This window comes from Sorangium sp. So ce176 (genome assembly GCF_051519835.1).
Classification (GTDB): Bacteria; Myxococcota_A; Polyangia; order Polyangiales; family Polyangiaceae; genus Sorangium; species Sorangium cellulosum_G.
Genome location: NZ_CP150371.1, coordinates 4,143,954 through 4,163,353 on the forward strand (window position 1 = coordinate 4,143,954; position 19,400 = coordinate 4,163,353).

The 19,400-nt window shown below is 69.7% G+C and carries 4 protein-coding genes (1 of these 4 only partly in view); all 4 read left to right on the plus strand.

Annotated elements, in window-relative coordinates; genetic code table 11:
* Tightly spaced (each overlapping or abutting the next), the 4 genes in view from WMF42_RS15550 to WMF42_RS15565 form a layout consistent with a single transcriptional unit that may run on beyond the window.
* A complete protein-coding gene (locus tag WMF42_RS15550) occupies positions 1-5,220 on the plus strand; it encodes an amino acid adenylation domain-containing protein (RefSeq protein ID WP_437692716.1) in 5,220 nt (1,739 codons plus the stop codon).
* Positions 5,217-10,535, plus strand: coding sequence for a type I polyketide synthase (locus WMF42_RS15555; protein WP_437692718.1), 5,319 nt, complete (start codon positions 5,217-5,219; stop codon positions 10,533-10,535). Before WMF42_RS15550 ends, WMF42_RS15555 begins: the two co-directional genes overlap by 4 nt.
* Positions 10,525-15,381, plus strand: a complete 4,857-nt coding sequence (locus tag WMF42_RS15560; RefSeq protein WP_437692720.1) for a type I polyketide synthase — start codon at positions 10,525-10,527, stop codon at positions 15,379-15,381. Before WMF42_RS15555 ends, WMF42_RS15560 begins: the two co-directional genes overlap by 11 nt.
* Positions 15,378-19,400, plus strand: partial view of an amino acid adenylation domain-containing protein gene (locus tag WMF42_RS15565; protein ID WP_437692722.1) — the 5' portion only. It continues 8,598 nt past the right edge of the window; the window shows 4,023 of its 12,621 coding nt (coding positions 1-4,023); the start codon lies at positions 15,378-15,380; the stop codon falls past the right edge of the window. Before WMF42_RS15560 ends, WMF42_RS15565 begins: the two co-directional genes overlap by 4 nt.

Consider the following 19,400-nt stretch of genomic DNA (forward strand, 5'->3'; position numbering starts at 1 on the left):
ATGCTGAACACTGTTCTCAGACAGAGGGCCTCGGCCCAGGCCGACCGCTGCGCGTTCGTGTTCCTCGACTACGATCACCCGCCGGCTGGCAGCTGTTCGTCGACCGCGATGACCTATGGTGAGCTCGACGCCCAGGCGCGCGCGATCGCGGCAGAGCTCCAGCGCCGGTACACGCCTGGGGACCGCGCTTTACTCCTGCTCCGCTCGGAGAGGAGCTTCATAGCCTCTTTCTTCGGATGCCTCTACGCGGGGCTCGTCGCGGTGCCTCTACCGCCGCTGCGATCCGGCGCGTCGCAGCTCTGGTTGCGGGCCATCGCCGAGCAATCTCGGGCCGCCGTCGTGCTGGTGGACGGGTCATGGCAGGAGGACGTCATCCCGCACGCGACGAGTCCCGCGGCGCAGGCTCTGGATTGGCTGCGCATGGACGAGATCGACCCTGCGCTCGCAGGAGCGTGGAGGGATCCGCATGTCCACGAGGATGCGCTGGCGTTCCTCCAGTACACCTCTGGCTCGACGGGCGCTCCGAAGGGGGTGATGGTCTCTCATCGCAACCTGATGGTGACCTCCGCGGATCTGAACAGCGGCTGGGAGCACGATGACGACAGCGTGATGGTCACCTGGCTACCCATGTTTCACGACATGGGGCTTATCTACGGTGTGCTCCAGCCAATTTTCAGGGGTTTTGTCTGTCACGTGATGAACCCCAGGGCCTTCCTTCATGAGCCTTTGCGATGGCTGGAAGCGATGTCGACCCTCGGGGGGACGCACACCGCGGCGCCTAACTTCGCGTATGATCTGTGCGTTCGTCGATACCGCCGCGCGGCGCCGCGGCGGCTCGACCTGAGCCGCTGGCAGGTTGCGGTGAACGGGGGCGAGCCGGTCGACGCGGCCACATTGAGCCGGTTCGTCGAAACGTTCGGCCCCAGCGGTTTTGGTCCCCGCGTGTTCGCTCCGGGGTACGGGCTGGCCGAGGGGACGCTGAAGGTGGCAGCCTCGGCGCGAGACCAAGGACCGATGTTCGTCGCCGTGGACAAGGCCGCGCTCGAGCGCGGCGCTGTCGTCTTCGACGAGCAGTCGCCGAGCCGTCGAACGCTCGTGGGGAACGGGCAGAGCCACGCCGGCGCCACCCTCTTGATCGTGGACCCCGAGACGCAGCATCGCTGCCCAGCGGGGCGTGTTGGCGAGATCTGGGTCTCTGGGCCGATGGTCGCAGGAGGCTACTGGGAGCGGCCGGACGTGACTGAACAGACGTTTCACGCACGTCTCTCCGGCGACGACGCGAGCGGCCCTTACCTGCGCACCGGCGATCTTGGCTTCCTCCACGATGGTGCGCTCTTCGTGACAGGGCGGCTCAAGGATCTCCTCATCATCCGCGGGTGCAACCACTATCCCCAGGATATCGAGAGGACGGTCCAGACGTGCCACCCGGCCTTCCGGCCCGGCCGGGGCTGCGCCGTGAGCATCCAGGTCGAAGGGGCTGACGGCGAGGAGCGGCTGGCGGTCGTCCAGGAGCTCGACGAGGACGAGATCGGCCGCCTCGACTTCGTCGAGCTCGCGGCGACGGTGCGGCGCGCTGTCGCGGCGGAGCACGGCGTTCATGTCTCGCAGGTCGTGTTCTTGCACCCAGGCGCTCTCGTGAAGACCTCGAGCGGGAAGCTACGGCGCCGCGCGTGCCGTGATGATCTTCTCACGGGCCGGCTGCGGGAGGTCTGGCGCAGCGCTGTCGAGGACGACGATGAGGCGACGGTCGAGGAGCGAGCGCGCCAGTTGATCGAGGGCGCTCTGCTCGGAGCGCCTCGGGTCGGCGAGGGGTCACTCTACGAGCTCGGCCTCGACTCCCTCCGCGCTGCGGAGCTCGTCGCCCAGATCGCGCGCGAGCTGCACGTCGAGGTTCCGCTGCAGCGGATCCTCTCGGCAACCACGCTGGGCGAGCTGGCGAGCGCTATCTCCGGGCTCGTCACGCAGGAGCCCCCTCGGGTCGACCACGCGCCCGAGCTACAGCCTGCTCCGCAGGATCGACACCGTCCCTTTCCTCTGTCCGATCTCCAGCAGGCGTACTGGGTCGGTCGCAGCGGGGCCTTCGAGCTCGGGAACGTCCGCGCCCATGCCTATCTCGAAATAGAGACGGCGTGTGACGATGTGAACCGGCTCAACGCGGCGCTCCGGCGGCTCGTGGCGCGGCATGATCTCTTGCGAGCGGTGATCCTGCCCAACGGGCAACAGCAAGTCCGCGAGCCTGAGCGTGCCGATACGATCCCCGACGTCGCTGTGTCGTCCGGCGAGCCGGCGCAGCTGGCGATGATCCGGCGCGAGATGTCGGACGAGCTGGCGCTGTCCGATGACCATCCGCCCATCGAGATGCGGCTTTCGCGCAGCGCTCTCCACGGCTCGCGTCTGCACCTGCGCGTCGACCTCACGGTCGCGGATTTTCGAAGCCTCCTCATCTTCTTGCGGGAGCTGCGAGCGCTCTACGACGACCCTGATGCGGCGCTGCCTGCGCTGGAGTTGACCTACAGAGATTACCTCCTCGCGATGCACGGGATCTCTGGATCCGATGCGCATCAGCGGGCGCAGCAGTACTGGTGGGGTCGGCTCGACGCACTCCCGCCGCCCCCCGAGCTGCCCCTCGCCCGGAGCCCCGGCTCGATCGCTCGACCACGCTTCGCTCGGCGAACTCGGGTCGTCGAGTCCGGCGTCTGGTCGTGCCTCAAGGCCCGCGCGGCGCGCGCCGGACTTACCCCTTCGGCGCTCTGCCTCGCGGTCTTCGTGGAGATGGTCCGCACATGGAGCGCTCGCGGCGACTTCACGATCACCGTGACGACGCTGAGCCGGCAGCCGCTCCACCCCCAGGTCGACGATCTCGTAGGTGATTTTGCATCGACGGTGCTGCTCGCCGTGGACGCGGAGCCGGGCGCGGATCTGCTCGCCCGCGCTCTTCGCCTGCAGCGCCGGCTCTGGGAGGATCTCGAGCACCGCGCGATCAGCGGGATCCAGGTCCTCCGGGAGCGTGCCCGCAGGCGGGGAGCTGGCCGCTCGTCCGCCATGCCGGTGGTGTTCACGAGCACGCTGGGCGTGGATTCGCAGGGAGACAGCCTCGAATCCTTCGGTCGCCTGGTACACAGCGCGAATCCAACGCCGCACGTCTACCTGAGCAGCCATGTGCTCGAGAGCGGCGGGGCGCTCGTCGTCCATATCGACACCGTCGACGAGCTGTTTCCGGATGGCTTCCCGGAGGAGCTCCTCGCTGCCTTCGGGGCGTTCCTCGAGCTTCTGGCCGGCTCGGATGCCGCCTGGCACGCCCAGCAGCGCCGGTGGACGCCGCCCGCGCAGCTGGCGCAGCGCGCTGCCGTCAACGCGACCGAGCGCCCGCTGAGCGACGATCGGCTCCACACGCGCTTCGTCGCGAACGCCAGGCTTCATCCGAACCGGACGGCGCTCCTCGCTCCGGATCGAACGCTCTCGTATGGCGAGCTCGCCCGGCGTGCCGGTGCGCTGGCGCTGCATCTCCGAGATCTCGGCGCCACGCCGAACACCCTGATCGCGGTCCTCCTTGACAAGGGGTGGGAACAAGCGGTCGCCGTCCTCGCCATCTCCATGTCAGGCGCCGCGTATCTCCCGATCGAGGCCGGGCTCCCGGCCGCGCGGCGCCGGCTCTTGCTCGACGAGGGCGGCGTGAAGATCGTCGTGACCCAGCAGGCGCTCGTGGCGAAGCTGGATCTCCCCGAAGGGGCGCGCGTCGTCTGCGTCGATGACGTCCCGCACGCCCTGGAGATCCCCCGGATCGAGGACACGCAGAGTCCGGATGACCTCGCTTATGTCATTTACACCTCTGGGTCGACCGGTCGGCCGAAGGGCGTGATGATCGACCACAGGGGCGCCGTCAACACCATCCTCGACATCAATGATCGCTTCGCCGTGGGGCCCGACGATCGCGTCCTCGCGATATCCGCGCTCGGCTTCGATCTCTCCGTGTACGACATCTTCGGGACACTGGCGGCCGGGGCGACCCTCGTCACGCTCGACGCCGACTCCGCGATGGATCCAGGGCGGTGGGCCTCCGCCGTCGTCGAGCATCGCGTGACCATCTGGAGCTCGGTCCCTGCGCTGATGCAGCTGCTCGTCGAGCGGGCGGAGGGGTCGCCTGCGGGGAGCGTGTCCGCGCTGCGCCTCGTCATGCTGAGCGGCGACCTGATCCCGGTGGGGCTGCCCGATCGGATCCGGGCCGCGTTCGGCGGCGCGCAGGTCGTGAGCCTGGGTGGCGCGACGGAGGCCTCTATCTGGTCCGTCGTCTACCCCATCGGGATCGTCGACTCGGCGTGGAGGACCATCCCTTACGGCAAGCCGCTCTCCAACCAGCAGTGTCACGTTCTCGACGAGCGCCTCGAGCCCTGTCCCATCTGGGTCCCGGGCCGGCTGTACATCAGCGGCACAGGGGTCGCGCTGGGTTACCGCAACCAGCCATCCGAGACGGATGCTCATTTCGCGCTCGATCCGCGCACGGGACGCAGGATCTACCTCACCGGCGATCTCGCGCGCTACCTGCCCGACGGCAACCTCGAGTTCCTCGGACGTGAGGACTTTCAGGTCAAGATCAACGGCTTCCGGATCGAGCTCGCCGAGATCGAGGCTGTCCTCGCGCGGAGCCCGGCGGTGCTCCAGGCCGTGGCGGTGGTCGATACGGCCCCCGGCGGTGAGCGGCGGATCGTCGCTTATGCTGTCCCGTCGAACGGCGCGCCGCTCGCGACGCACGACGTCCTCGCGCACGCCCGGGCGCTGCTGCCTTCGTACATGGTGCCATCGCTCCTGATCCCCATGAAATCGCTCCCGCTTTCGGCGAACGGCAAGGTCGACCGCGCGGCGTTGCCTGCTCCGTCGGTATCGGTCTCGCCGCCGCCTGATCGGGGCAAGGCGACGGCGATGGAGCAGCGGATCGCCGCGGTGATCGCCAGCGTCCTCGGCGTCGGTGCCGTGGATCACCAGCAGAACCTGTTCGAGCTCGGGGCGACCTCGCTCCACATGCTCCGGATCCAGACCCGGCTGGCGAACGAGCTCGGGGTCGATCTGAAGGTCGTCGACCTCTTCACGCATCCGACAGCCGTATCGCTGGCCACGCACCTCGTTCGGGCGCCCGCCGAACGCGACCCGGCCGTGCGTGGGCTTGCCGAGGCGCAGAAGGCCTTCTTTCGACGGCGGCGACGCCCCGCAGAGGATCTCTCATGAAGGAAGCGCTCGAATCACCTGGGGCCGGACACATCGCGGTCATCGGCATGAGCTGCCGCTTTCCGGGCGCCAGCACGCCCGAGCAGCTCTGGGATAACCTCGCGGCGGGAGTCGAATCGATCTCCTTCTTCTCCGAGGAAGAGGCGCGGGCGGCGGGCGCGCCCGCGTCGGTCCTGGGGCACCCTCGGCACGTGCGTGCCGGAGGCGTCCTCCCTGACCTCGATCTGTTCGACGCACGCTTCTTCGGGATCAGCTCCGCCGAGGCCGAGCTGCTCGATCCTCAGCACCGCCTGTTCCTCGAGTGCGCCTGGGAAGTGATGGAGCGGGCGGGCTACCCGCCGCCCGGCCCACGCGCGCGCGTGGGTGTCTATGCGGGCGCGAGCAGCCTCGATTACCTGCGCTTCCATGCCCGACCCCTGCTCGACCCGAGCGAGCCGAACCGCTACTTGCAAGCCTGGCTCGCGAACGACAAGGACTATCTGGCGACCCGCGTCTCCTACCGACTGGGGCTCCAGGGGCCGAGCATCGCCGTGCAGACGGCGTGTTCGACCTCGCTGGTCGCCATCACGCTCGCCTGCCAGGGGTTGCTCAGCTACCAGTGTGATCTCGCCATCGCCGGGGGCGCCGCCGTCTCGTTGCCGCAGCAGAGCGGCTATGTGTACGAGGAGGGGAGCATCCTCTCGCCAGACGGCCATTGCCGCGTCTTCGACGCGCAGGCGCAAGGAACGGTCTTCAGCAATGGCGCCGGCTCCGTGCTCCTCAAGCGGCTCGATGAGGCTATCTCCGACCGGGACTGCATCCATGCCGTCATCCGCGGCGGCGCCATCAACAACGATGGATCGCTGAAGGCGGGCTTCTCGGCGCCCAGCACCTCCGGGCAAGCGGCGGTGATCGAGATGGCCCAGGCGCTCGCCGACGTCGACGCGGAGACCATCACCTTGATCGAGGCGCACGGCACTGGCACGGCGCTGGGGGACCCCATCGAGATCGCCGCGCTCACGCGCGCGTTTCGGGCCTCCACGTCGCGAAAAGGGTTCTGCGCCGTGGGATCCGTGAAGGCCAACCTGGGCCACCTGAACGCGGCCGCCGGGCTGGCCAGCTTCATGAAAGCGGTCCTCGCGCTCCAGCACAAACAGATCCCGCCCAGCTTGCATTACGAGAAGGCGAACCCCGGCATCGACTTCGAGAACAGCCCTTTCTACGTCCCCGCGCGCCTCTCCGCGTGGGAGACCGATGCTGTGCCGCGGCGCGCGGGCGTCAGCTCGTTCGGAATCGGCGGGACGAACGTCCATGTGGTGCTGGAAGAGGCGCCCCCGCGCGCCCCGGTCGGTCCGGGTCGTGGATGGGGTGTCCTCACGCTCTCCGCGAAAGACACTGTCGCGCTCGCCGCGCTCGTGCAGCGCTACCTCAGCCACCTGCACGCCAGCGAGCAGGCGCCGATCGAGGACGTCTGCTTCACCTCCAACGTGGGGCGCCCGCACTTCGCTCACCGCATCGCGATCGCGGGGGGGACGCGTCGACAGATCATCGAGAGGCTGGAAGCGCACTGCGCGTCACCTCCACCCGGCGTGCCGTCCGAGGCTGGGCCCGTCGAGGTTGCGTTCCTTTTCGGCGGCCGGGCGCCAGTCCATCCGGCGATCGTCGAGGATCCGACGTTTCGCGGCGCCGTGCAGCGATGCGACGAGCTCCTGCGGCGGCGCCTCAGCCGCTCGATCCTGTCGACCCCTGAGCCCGGCTCTCCGGACGCGATTCTTCATGCGGAGTTGACCTCCTTCTCGGCAGGCTATGCGCTGCTCGAGCTGTGGCGCTCCTGGGGGGTCGAGCCGGTCGCTGTCCTCGGCGTGGGCACGGGGGGGTGTGTCGCCGCCGTCGCCGCCGGGGTGCTTCCCCTCGAGGAGGCGCTGGAGCTCGCTTTGCTGCGGGGCCGAGTCCTGGCCGCGGCAGGATCGCGCGAGATCACGCCGGAGACGCTGAAGTCGCCGGACGTCCAGCCGCGTGTCGCCGAGCTCGTCCGCGCGATAGACGCGATGTCGATGAGCGAGCCCCGGGTCGGGGTCGTCTGCAGCGCCACGGGCGAGACGCTCGACCGCGGCGCGCTCGGGAAGGCCGCCCACTGGCTCCGCGCGCTCAGCTCCGAGGAGGTGGCGTGCCAGGCCTGGGAGACGCTCGATGCGCTCGGAATCGGGGCGTGCCTGGAGCTCTCCTCGCACCCGGTGCTATCGGCCGCGGCGCGTGAGCAGGGGCTCGCGTCACGCTGCGTCTGGCTCGCCAGCCTGGTGCAAGGCCTGCCGAGCTGGCAAAGCCTGCTGGAGAGCTTGGCGGCGCTCTACATGCGCGGCGCATCCATCGACTGGCAGGGCGTTCACCGCGATCAGCCCCGCTCCCGCGTTCTCCTGCCCGTCTATCCGTTCCAGCGCAGGCGCCACTGGCTCCCGGTTGCGAGCGCGGAGGTCGCCCCCACGGCCGCGGGGGAAGACCCGTTGCTCGGCAGGATGACCCGCTCACCGCTCGTCGCGGAGACGCTGTTCGAGGTCGTTCTTCGCGCGGACAGGCCGTCCTTTCTCCCCGATCATCGTGTGTACGGCGAGGTCGTCGTGCCCGGCGCGTGCTTCGGGGCGATGTTCCTCCGCGCGGCGCGGGTGGCGTTCGACCGTGACGACGTCGAGGTCGCCGATCTGTGCTTTCCCGAGGCGATCGTCCTTCCCGACGGCGAGGCACGCACGGTGCAGATCGTGCTCGAGCGCACGGCCCATGACGGCAGTCCCGCGCGCCTGATTCGCCTCGCGCCGGGCGGGAACGGGGCGAGTCCCGGATGGTCGACCTCAGCGACGGCTGTCCTGCGCGCGCGAGGGCATCGCCCGCAGGAGCAGGGGCCGTCGCTCGCGGAGCTCTCGAGGCTGTGCCTGGAAGAGGTGCGGACAGCGGAGCTCTACGAGGCGCTCGCCAGCTGGCATGTGCAGCTCGGTCCGAGCTTCCGGTGGGTCACGTCGATTCGCAGAGGGAATCAAGAGGTCGTGTGCCGCCTGAACGCGCCGATCTCCGCGGGCGAGCGGGAGGCCTACCGGCCGCACCCGGCGCTGATCGACGCGTGCTTTCAGGTCCTCGCGGCCACGATCCCTGCGGCGGGAGGCGACACATTCGTGCCTTTCCGAGTCGACCGGCTCTGGCTCTCCACCGGCCACGACGATCGTGAGCTCTGGTGCCACGGCAAGCTGCGCGACGCCTCGGGCGCGGACGACAGGATCATCGGCGATCTGAGGCTCTTCAGCGCCGGCGGCGAGCTCGTCGGCGAGATCAGCGGGCTGGAGTCGAGGAGGGCGTCCCGGCGGACGCTGCTCCGCGCGGCCCGCGGTCCGGTAGCGCACGCGGGCTCGCTGCTCCACGCGATCCGGTGGCGCCTGGCGCCCTCGACCCGTGCCGCCGATAGCGCGCCCGCCTGGATCGTGTTCGTCGACGCGCGCGGGCTGGGCGCGGAGGTGTGCGATCTCCTCCGCGCGCGCGGCCATCGCTGCGCGGTCGTCGAGCGTGGCACGTCGTTCGAGCGGCTCTCCGCCCTCCATTACCGGATCGGCTCGTCGCCTTCGGACATGGAGCGGCTCCTGGACGAGGCAACAGCCCAGCTCAAGGCCGCTCGGGTCGGCGTCTTGCACCTCCAGAGCGTGGACGCAGCGCCGGTGGACGCGATGACGAGCGCCTCGGTGATCGAGGCGCAGGAGCTCGGGTGCCGCACGGCGCTGAACCTCGTCCAGGCCATCGACAAGCTCGCGGCGCCGCCTGCGCTTCGCCTTTACCTGGTGACGTGCGGGGCATGCTCGGTGATCTCCGACGGCGCGCCGGACGCTGCTCCGGTGCAGGTCGCGCAAGCGTCGCTCTGGGGTCTGGCGCGGGTGATCGCCGCGGAGCGACCGGCGCTGCGCTGTACGACGGTAGATCTGCCGCATCCGCTCGATCAGAGCGGCGCTCGCGCGTTGCTCGACGAGCTCGCGGCCGACGACCCGGAGCAGGAGGTCGCCCTGCGGCGGGGTGATCGGTTCGTCCCGAGGCTCGTCCAGGCGAGCGCGTCGACAACGGACGCGGAGCCCGCGCGCGTGCGCGCCGACGGGAGCTATCTCGTCACCGGCGGTCTTGGCGCCCTCGGCCTCTACGTCGCTTCGTGGCTTGTGGAGCAGGGAGCGCGCCACATCGTGCTGGCTTCACGCAGCCGCGCGTCTGCGAGCGCGGCGAGCGCGCTCGACGCCCTCGAACGGGCAGGCGCCAGCGTCGTCGCAGCTCAGCTCGACGTGACGTCGGAAGACGACGCAGCCAGGCTCGTCGCTCGCTTCGGCGCGGATTGGCCGCCCTTGTGCGGCGTCGTCCACGCAGCGGGCATGCTCGAGGATGGGAGCCTGGTCAACCTCGACTGGGAGCGCTTCCGCGCCGTGCTCGCACCGAAGGTGGACGGGACGTGGATCTTGCACCGGCTCACGCAGGGGCTGCCCCTGGATTTCTTCGTCTGCTTCTCCTCCATGTCCTCGGTGCTGGGCCCGCGTGGTCAGGCGAGCTACGCCGCGGCCAACGCGTTTCTCGACGCGCTCGCGCATCAGCGCCGAGCGCTCGGGCTGCCGGGCACGAGCATCAACTGGGGGCCATGGGCTCGTGCCGGGATGGCGGCCAGCTTGAGCGAGCGCCTGGCACGGCGGATCGCCGACGCCGGCGTCGAGCCGCTCGATCCAGAAGAGGCGTGCCGGCTCTTCGGCCAGGCAGCGGCCGGCAAGGAGGCCCAGATCGGCGTCGCCCGCGTCGACTGGCCAAAGTACCTGGCGCGGTTGCCGGACGGCGCGACCCCTGCAGTGCTGCGTGGCCACAGCGCCGCGGAGGACGGGCAGCAAAGAGAACGAGGCTTCATCGACGAGCTTCGACGTGCGCCGGCGGACAACCGGCGGGCGCTGCTCGAGGAGCATGTCCACGCTCGGGTGGCGGCGCTGCTCGGCGTGGAGGCGGGCGAGCGGCTCGCCCGCGATCGAAGCTTGTTCGACTATGAGCTCGACTCCCTGCTGGCGACCGATCTGCTGAGCCGGCTCCAGACGAGCCTCGGGATCACGCTGGGGGCCACGCTCCTGTTCCGTCACCCGACGATCGAGGCGCTGACCGATCACCTCATGACCGCGCTGTTCGGCGCGACGCCTCGCGAGGCGGCTGGCGCGCCGCCTCCTGCCGCTCCCTCGCCCGCCGTTCCCCCCGCGATCCCGGCGGCATCCGCCGCGCTCGACGGGCTCTCTCCCGAGGAGATCCTGGACCTCTTATCGAGGAAAATCGAGGAGCTGCATGGCAGCTGAGAAGACCGAGGCCTCGCCGAAGCAGGGCATGAACGAGGGCGCGAGGAGCCGTGATCCGATAGCCTTGCTGAAGGCCTCGTTCATCGAGATCGAGAAGCTGCAGCGGAAGCTGGACGCCGCAGAAGCCCGGGCGACGGAGCCGATCGCGATCGTCGGCGCGGCTTGCCGGCTCCCTGACGGCATCGAGACGCCCGAGGATCTCTGGCGTCTCCTCCTGGAAGGCGTCGATGCCGTGATCGAGATCCCGCGAGATCGCTGGGACGTCGACGCCTACTTCGATCCCGACCGCGATGCGCCGGGCAAGGTGTATTGCCGCAATGGCAGCTTCCTGGATCGCGTGGACGAGTTCGACGCGGAGTTCTTCGGCATCGCGCCGAGGGAAGCAAAGGCCATGGATCCCCAGCAACGGCTCCTCCTCGAGGTCGGCTGGGAAGCGCTCGAGCGCGCGGGCATCGCCGTGGAACGGCTGCGAGACACGCGGACCGGGGTATTCGTGGGCATCATGCATCAGGACTACTCCCGTCTCCTGTCGGATCCCGACGCGCTGGACATCCACAGCGGAGCCGGCAACGCGGTGAGCATCGCTGCGGGGCGGCTCTCGTACGTTCTCGGGCTGCAAGGGCCCGCGCTGACCCTCGACACGGCGTGCTCATCGTCTCTCGTCGCCATCCACGTCGCCTGCCAGAGCCTCCGGGCGCGCGAGTGCTCGCTGGCGCTCGCCGGCGGTGCGAACGTGAACGTGTCGCCCATCTCGACGATCGTCGAGTGCCGTGCGCACATGCTCTCGCCGAGCGGCCGCTGTCGTGCGTTCGACGCTTCGGCAGACGGGTTCGTGCGCGGGGAGGGCTGCGCGATCGTGGTCCTGAAGCGCCTGCACGACGCCATCGCGGACGGCGACGATGTGCTGGCGGTGATCCGCGGATCCGCGGTGAACCACGACGGCGCGAGCGGCGGGCTGACCGTGCCGAGCGGCGCCGCGCAGGAGGCGCTGATCCGCGCCGCGCTCGAAGGCGCGCAGGTGAAGCCGAGCCAGGTGGGCTACATCGAAGCGCACGGCACCGGCACGGCGCTGGGCGATCCGATCGAGATGCTCGCGCTCAGCGCCGCAGTCGGCGAGGGCCACACGAAAGACAGCCCGCTGCTCGTCGGCTCGGTCAAGACCAACTTCGGTCACCTCGAGGGCGCGGCCGGCGTCGTCGGTTTCCTCAAGGCGGCGCTCGCGGTCAAGCACGGCGAGATCCCGGCCAACCTTCATCTTCACGAGCCCAATCCCCACATTCCGTGGTCGTCGCTGCCGGTCGAGGTCGTGTGCCAGCGCGTGCCCTGGCCCGAGGGCGACGGGCCCCGGATCGCCGGGGTGAGCTCGTTCGGCTTCAGCGGCACGAACGCCCATGTCGTCCTCGAGGAGCCCGGCCCGCACGCGCGACGCCGACCTTCGGTCGCGAGGAGCGAAGCGGATCCGGCATCGCCGCACCTCCTGGTCCTCTCGGCGAAGACGGAGCCCGCGCTCGCGCAGCTCGCGGCTCGATACAGCGTGATGCTCGGCGCAACGCCGACCGTGGAGCTCGCGGACGTCTGCTTCTCTGCCAGCACGGGTCGCTCCCATTTCCGCCACCGGCTCGCCGTGGTGACCTCCTCGGTCGCCGAGCTCTGCGAGCAGCTCGCCGCGTTCTCCCGCGGCGTGCACGCGCCGGGCGTGACAGCGGGGGCCTCGATCGCCACGCGGTCGCTGAAGATCGCGTTCCTCTTCACCGGGCAGGGCTCCCAGCTGCGCGACATGGGTCGAGGCCTGTACGAGACAGAGCCGGTATTTCGCGCGAGCCTCGATCGGCTCGACGCGTTCGCGCGACCGCACCTCGGCGTTCCTCTGGTGCACATCCTCTTCCCGGAGCCCGGCGCAGCGCCGCTGCTCGACCGGACGGAGTACGCGCAACCAGCGCTGTTCGCCCTGGAGATCGCGCTGGTCGAGCTCTGGCGATCGTGGGGGATCGAGCCCGCCGTGGTGCTCGGGCACAGCCTGGGCGAGTACGCCGCAGCGTGCGCGGCTGGTGTGTTCAGCGCGGAGGACGGGCTGCTCCTGGTGCTGCGCCGCGCGCGGTGCATGCAATCGGTCGACGAGAGCGGGGAGATGGTGGCGGTGCGCGCCGGCGTGACAGTCGTCGAGGAGGCGCTCGCGGCCTCTGCCGAGGACGTGGTGATCGCCGCGATCAACGGCGACGCGCAGACCGTGATCTCCGGCCGACGCGCGTCGGTCGAGCGCGTCGTCTCCAGGCTGCGCGAGCGCCGGATCGCGACGGTGAAGCTGAGGACGTCGCACGCGTTCCACTCGCCGTTGATGGACGCGATCCGCGACGGCTTCACCCGGGCGATCCGCGATATCCCCCACGCGTCGCCCCGGCTCACGCTGATCTCCAACCTCACCGGACGTCCGTTCGACGGCGAGAAGCCATCGGCCGAGTACTGGAGTCGCCATCTTCGCGCGCCGGTGCGGTTCGCCGACGGGTTGGACGCGCTCCACGCGCAAGGGTGCGACGTGCTCGTGGAGATCGGCCCGGGCTCGACGTTGCTCGAGTTCGCGCGCGAGCGGAGACCTGACGGATCTGGCGTTCGCCTGCCGAGCTTGAGCCCTGTGCTGGGAGACCCGCGCTGCATCCTTACCAGCCTGGGCGAGCTGTACGCCCGCGGGGCGCGCGTGGACTGGAGCGCCGTCCACCGCGCTCGCGGCGGCGCCCGCGTGGATCTTCCCACCTACCCGTTCCAGCGGCGGAGGTACTGGGTCGATGCGCCGCGCCCTCGAGAGCGGGCAACAGAGACGCCGGGCGAGGGGAGCCTTGTGACGCGGCTCCTGGAGCAGGAGCGCGCGCAGGAGCTGGCAGGCTTGCTGCACGACAGCGGAGCGCTCCACGAGGTGGATCGTGCCCTGCTCGCCAGGGTGGCTGACGCGCTGGTCCGCGAGCACCGGCGTCAGCTTCCTCGCCGTGTCGACGGATCGCTGTATGAGGTCCAGTGGAACCCGTCGCCGCGTCGACGCGCCGACGCGGCGCACGCTCCGACGGGCGATCGGCGGACATGGATCCTCTTCGTGGACGAAGGTGGCGTGGGGGACACGCTCGCTGGCGTGCTGCGGCAACGCGGCGACGCGTGCCGGATCGTGCGAAAAGGCATGTCCTTTCACGAGCTAGGCAGCGGAGAGTGGCAGATCGCGCCGACCGAGGCGTCCCACGTGGAGCGCCTCTGGGCGGCGCTGCACGAAGAAGCAAGGGGCGCGCCCGGCATCGTTCACCTGTGGAGCCTCGACGCGCGCTGTGCTGCCGATGCGTCGGCCGACGCGCTCGCGGAGGCCATGCGTCTGTCGTGCGGCAGCGCTCTGCACCTTGTGCAGGCGGCCACGAAGCACGCCCCCACGGCGAAGATCTGGTGGGTTACACGGGGCGCTGTCGCCACGGAGCGTGATGGCGCGCCCGCGCTCGCGCAGGCCCCGCTCTGGGGAATGGGCCGGGCTATCGCGCTCGAGCACCCGGAAGGCTGGGGTGGGCTCGTCGATCTGGCGCCGGTGGCAGAGGTCGGCGAGGCGACCGCGCTCGCCGCGCAGCTCTGCGATCCGGCCGGCGACGACCAGGTAGCCCTGCGCCGCGGCCGCGTGTACGTCGCCCGCCTGCGCCGCTACGCGCCGCCGCCGACGTCCGCCCTGGCGATCCGCGAGGATGGGGCGTACCTGATCTCGGGCGGGCTCGGCGCGCTCGGTCTCCATGTAGCGACGTGGCTGGTCGAGCGCGGCGCGCGCCACCTGTTCCTGTTCGGGCGCAGCGCGCCCTCGCCCGCCGCCGAGCAGACGCTGAACCGACTGCGAGCGCGTGGCAGCCGAATCCACGTCCTCGCGGCGGACGCCGCGAGCGAGCGCGACGTCGCCCGCGTGCTGGACGAGGTGCGCGCCGCCGGCGTCCCGCTCAGGGGCATCGTGCATGCCGCAGGGGCCCTCGATGACGGGGTGCTGCTTCTCCAGGACTGGGAGCGATTCCGCAAGGTGGTGGAGCCCAAAGCCCGGGGCGCGTGGCTCCTCCACGAGCTCAGCCACGGCAGCGCGCTCGATTTTTTCATCCTGTTCTCGTCTGCGACAGCGATCCTCGGATCGCCCGGGCAAGCCAATTACGCTGCTGCCAACGCGTTTCTCGATGCCCTCGCGCACCACCGGCGCGCGCGCGGCCTCCCGGCGCTCAGCGTCAACTGGGGGCCCTGGGGGGAGGCCGGTATGGCAGCGCGCGCCGAGGTAGAGCGGAGGGGTCGACTCGAGAGAAGCGGCGTCGAGGCGCTTTCCCCCGAGCGCGCGCTGCTGGCGCTGGAGCAGACCGTCGGCGGCGGCCACCCTCAGATCGGGATCTTCGACATCGACTGGCCGTTGTTCGGCGCCCGGCTGCCCGCGACGCAACGGAGCTCTCTTCTCGCGGAGCTCCTCCCGCGCGCCCACGCGCCGCGCGCGCAGCTCGAGAGCCCGCCCCGGGATGTGCTCGAGAGCGTCCTGCGCACCCCTGCCACGGACCGCGCGCCGGTCCTGCGCGCCCTCGTCGCGGCGCAGCTCGCCGGGGTCCTCGAGCGCGAGGACGCGGAAGCCATCGACGCGAAGACATCGCTGCTCGAGCTCGGGCTCGACTCGCTGATGGCGGTGGAGCTCAAGAGCTGGATCAAGGCCTTTCTGGGCATCGACGTCCCCCTCGAGCTCTTCCTCGGCGGTTCAACGCTGGAGGACCTCGCCGAGCGCGTCACCGTCGAGCTCGCGCTTCGTGAGCTCGTCGCCCCGGCCCCACCCATCACCGCGTCGACCGACGCGTTCGAGATCATCGAGCTATGATACCGTCTGAACTCATCACCGAGCTTTCCAGCCTCGGCGTGCGGCTCTGGGCCGAGGGCGACAAGCTCTGCATTCAGGCACCGAAAGGCGCGCTGCGCCCGGATCTGCAGCGTCAGCTCGTCGAGTCCAAGGCCGCTGTGCTCGCGCTGCTCCAGGGTAGCAACGGCCGCGCGGCCTCGCCGATCCTTCGGGAGTCCGGCGCCGAGCCGGAGGTGACCGATGCACAGCGGCGCCTCTGGTTCGTTCATCAGCTCGCGGGGGAGAGCGCGCTTTACAACGAGCGCATGGCGCTGCGCCTCACCGGCGCGCTGGACGCCGAGGTGCTGGCGCGGTGCCTGACGGAGATCGTACGCCGACACGCGATCCTCCGCTGGACGATCCGCGAAGGGCTTGGTGTGTTGAAGCCTGTCGTCGCCGCGAGCGCCCCGGTCACGCCAGCGTTCTTCGATCTCTCCGCGCAGCCGGAGCCGCTGCAAGCCGAGGCCGTCGAACGCATCCTCCGGGAGGAAGTGGAGCGGCCTTTCTCGCTCGAACAAGGGCCACCGTTTCGCGCCGCGCTGCTGCGGCTTGGTTCGGCGCTGCACATCCTCGTGTTGACGGTGCACCATATCGTCTTCGATCGCTGGTCGGCGGGGATCTTCCTCCGGGAGCTCGTCGCGCTCTACGAGGCGTTCTCCTCGGGCGAGCCATCTCCGCTCCCTGAGGTACGCCTCGACTACGCCGATTACGCCCGCTGGGAGCGCAGGCGGTCCGCGGATCGGTCGTTCGAAGAGCAGCTTGGCCGGTGGAAGCAGCGGATGGCAGGGGCGCCGCCGTTGCTCGATCTGACCCCGGGCCAGCCGCGCCCCGCGGTCCAGGGATTCCGCGGGGGGAGCGTGCGATTCCACCTTAGCGCGGAGGTGACGGAGAAGCTCAGGGCGCTCGGGCGCCGACATGGCGCCACGCTCTACATGACGCTGCTCGCCGTCTTCAAGGTGTTGCTCGCGCGGCGCTCCGGCCAGGATGACATCCTCGTGGGCTCTCCGGTCGCGAACCGGACGCGGCCTGAGACCGAGTCGATACTGGGCCTCTTCATCAACATACTTCCGCTGCGTACGCGCCTCGCCGGCGATCCGAGCTTCGATGAGGTGCTCGAGCGCGTCCGTCGCGTCGCCACCGACGCCTTCGATGACCAGGAGGTGGCGTTTGCGAGGTTGGTCGACGAGACCCAGGCGAATCGGACGTTGAGCTACCATCCGCTCGTTCAGGTCCTGTTCGCGCTTCACAACGTGCGCCTGCCGAAGCTCGAGCTGCGCGGGCTCACGGTGACGCCGCTGGAGCTCGACAGCGGCATGGCGCGGTTCGACCTGTCCCTCATCCTGGAGGAGGTCGACCGGGGGCTCTCGGGCGTCTGGGAGTTCAACACGGATCTGTTCGACGTCGCGACGATCCAGCGGATGGCGGGGAGCTTCGAGGAGCTCGTGCGGGGCGTCGTCGCCGATCCAGCGCGGCGTATCGGCGAGCTGCCGATGCTCACGACCGCGGAGCTATCGCAGCTCAACGCGTGGAGCGACACGGCGGCAGACTACGGAGCCGACAAGCTCGTTCACGAGCTCTTCGAAGCGCAGGTCGAGCGGACGCCCAGCGCGGTCGCGGTGGTGTTCGAAGGGCAGCGGCTGACGTACAGCGAGCTCAACGAGCGCGCCAACCAGCTCGCTCACCACCTCCGCTCTCTCGGCGTCGGGCCCGAGGTGCTCGTCGGGCTGTGTGTGGAGCGTTCGCTCGAGCTGCTCATCGGGATCATCGCCATCTTGAAGGCCGGCGGCGCCTACGTGCCCCTCGATCCCGCCTATCCGAAGGACCGGATCGCGTTCACGCTGACGGACGCTCGGCCAGCCGTGCTGCTCACGCAGCGAGCGCTCCTGTCGAGGCTCCCGGAGCACGACAGCCACACGCTGTGCATCGACGCGATGGGGCCGGAGATCGCAGGGCAGAGGAGCACCAACCCGACGAGCGGAGTGACGCCCGAACACCTCGCTTACGTGATCTACACCTCGGGCTCGACCGGCAAGCCGAAGGGCGCGCTGGTCACCCATGCGAACGTGACCCGGCTGTTCCAGGCGACCGAGGCGTGGTTCCACTTTGACGAACGGGATGTGTGGACTCTGTACCATTCCTCGTCGTTTGACTTCTCTGTCTGGGAGATCTGGGGCGCTCTGCTGTATGGCGGCCGGCTCCTCGTCGTGTCGTTCGAGGTCACCAGATCTCCGGAGGTCTTCCACCGGCTTCTCCGCGAAGAGAAGGTCACCGTGCTCAACCAGACGCCGTCTGCTTTCCGGCAGATTGTGACCGCGGACGCAGCGGCTGGCGGAGAGGACGCCGGATTGGCTCTCCGGCTGGTCATCTTGTCTGGCGAGGCGCTCGATCTCGAGAGCCTGCGACCCTGGTTCAAGCGCCACGGTGACCGCACACCTGAGCTCGTGAACATGTACGGGATCACGGAGACCACCGTGCTCGTCACCTACCGGCCGCTGGTCGCAGAGGACGTCGACGGCGCCTCGGTGAGCCCCATCGGGCGTCCAATCCCGGATCTCAGCGTGTACGTGCTCGACCAGAACCGCGCTCTCTTGCCCATCGGAGTCCCAGGTGAGCTCTATGTCGGCGGCGCCGGCGTGGCTCGCGGGTACCTGAACCGCCCCGAGTTGACGGCGGAGAGGTTCGTTACCGACCCCTTCCGTGGCGACGCCGGCGGCCGTCTTTACAAGACGGGCGACCTTTGCCGATGGTTGCCGGACGGCAGCCTGGAGTACCTGGGACGAATCGATCATCAGGTAAAGATTCGAGGGTACCGGATCGAGCTCGGCGAGGTCGAAAGTGTACTGAAGCAGCACCCCGCCATCCATGACGCGGCGGTGATGGCGCGCGACTACGCGCCTGGAGACAAGCGCCTCGTTGCGTACCTGGTGGCGCGCGACGCGGCGCAGCCGAGCGTGGCCGAGCTGCGCAATCACCTGCAGGGCGAGCTGCCGGATTACATGATTCCGGCTGGATTCATGTGGCTCGACGCCCTGCCGCTGTCGTTCAACGGCAAGGTCGACCGCAAGGCCCTGCCGGCGCCCGAGGTGGCGCGCCCCGAGCAAAGCGCGGCCTATGCGCCGCCCCGCACACGGACCGAGGAGCAGATCGCGAGCGTCTGGGCCAGCCTCCTGCAGATCGAGCGGATCGGTATCCACGACAACTTCTTCACGCTGGGCGGCGACTCGATCCTTGCCGTGCAGATGGTAAGTAGAGCCCGACAGGCAGGGCTCGGGCTGTCGGTCCGGCAGATCTTCGAGTACCAGACCGTCGCGTCGCTTGCGGCGCAGGCCACCACCGTGGTCGCGGCGCAGGCCGAGCAGGGGCCCGTCACCGGTCCGGTCGCGCTGACGCCGATTCAGCGCTGGTTCTTCGAGCAGCAGCAGCCGGAGCCGGATCACTTCAATCAGGCGGTGCTGCTCGAGCTCCGCGAGCCGCTGGAGCCGGGGTGCCTCGAGCAGGCCGTGCAGGCGCTCGTGCGGCACCACGATGCGCTGCGGATGCGGTTCGTGGCCGAGGGCGGGAGCGTGCGTCAGGTCAGCGGCGCGCTCGATGAGGCCGCCGCGGTGAGCGTCGTCGATGTCTCGGCTGTGCCTGCGCCGGGCAAGGCGCACGCGCTCGAAGCCGCTGCGGCAGAGGCGCAAGCAAGCCTGAGCCTCGCGCAGGGTCCGCTGATGCGCGCGGTGCTGATACACCTCGGCGCGGGGCAGCGGGGAAGGCTCCTCCTGGTGATTCACCACCTCGTTGTCGACGGGGTCTCGTGGCGTATCCTGCTCGAGGACCTGCAGACGTCGTATGCGCAGGCGCGCGCGGGGGAGCCGATCCGGCTCCCGCCGAAGACGACGTCCTTCCAGGCGTGGGCCGAGCGGCTCACGGCGTATGCGCAGTCGGAAGCGGTGCAGAGCGAGAGCTCGTTCTGGCTGGCGCCGAGCTCACCTGTACGACTCCCGCGTGACGTCGAGGAG

Bases quoted from the DNA above. Each gene is read 5' to 3' on its own strand.
- WMF42_RS15550 (WP_437692716.1), top strand. From the start codon at position 1: ATGCTGAACACTGTTCTCAGACAGAGGGCCTCGGCCCAGGCCGACCGC.
- WMF42_RS15560 (WP_437692720.1), top strand. From the start codon at position 10,525: ATGGCAGCTGAGAAGACCGAGGCCTCGCCGAAGCAGGGCATGAACGAG.
- WMF42_RS15555 (WP_437692718.1), top strand. From the start codon at position 5,217: ATGAAGGAAGCGCTCGAATCACCTGGGGCCGGACACATCGCGGTCATC.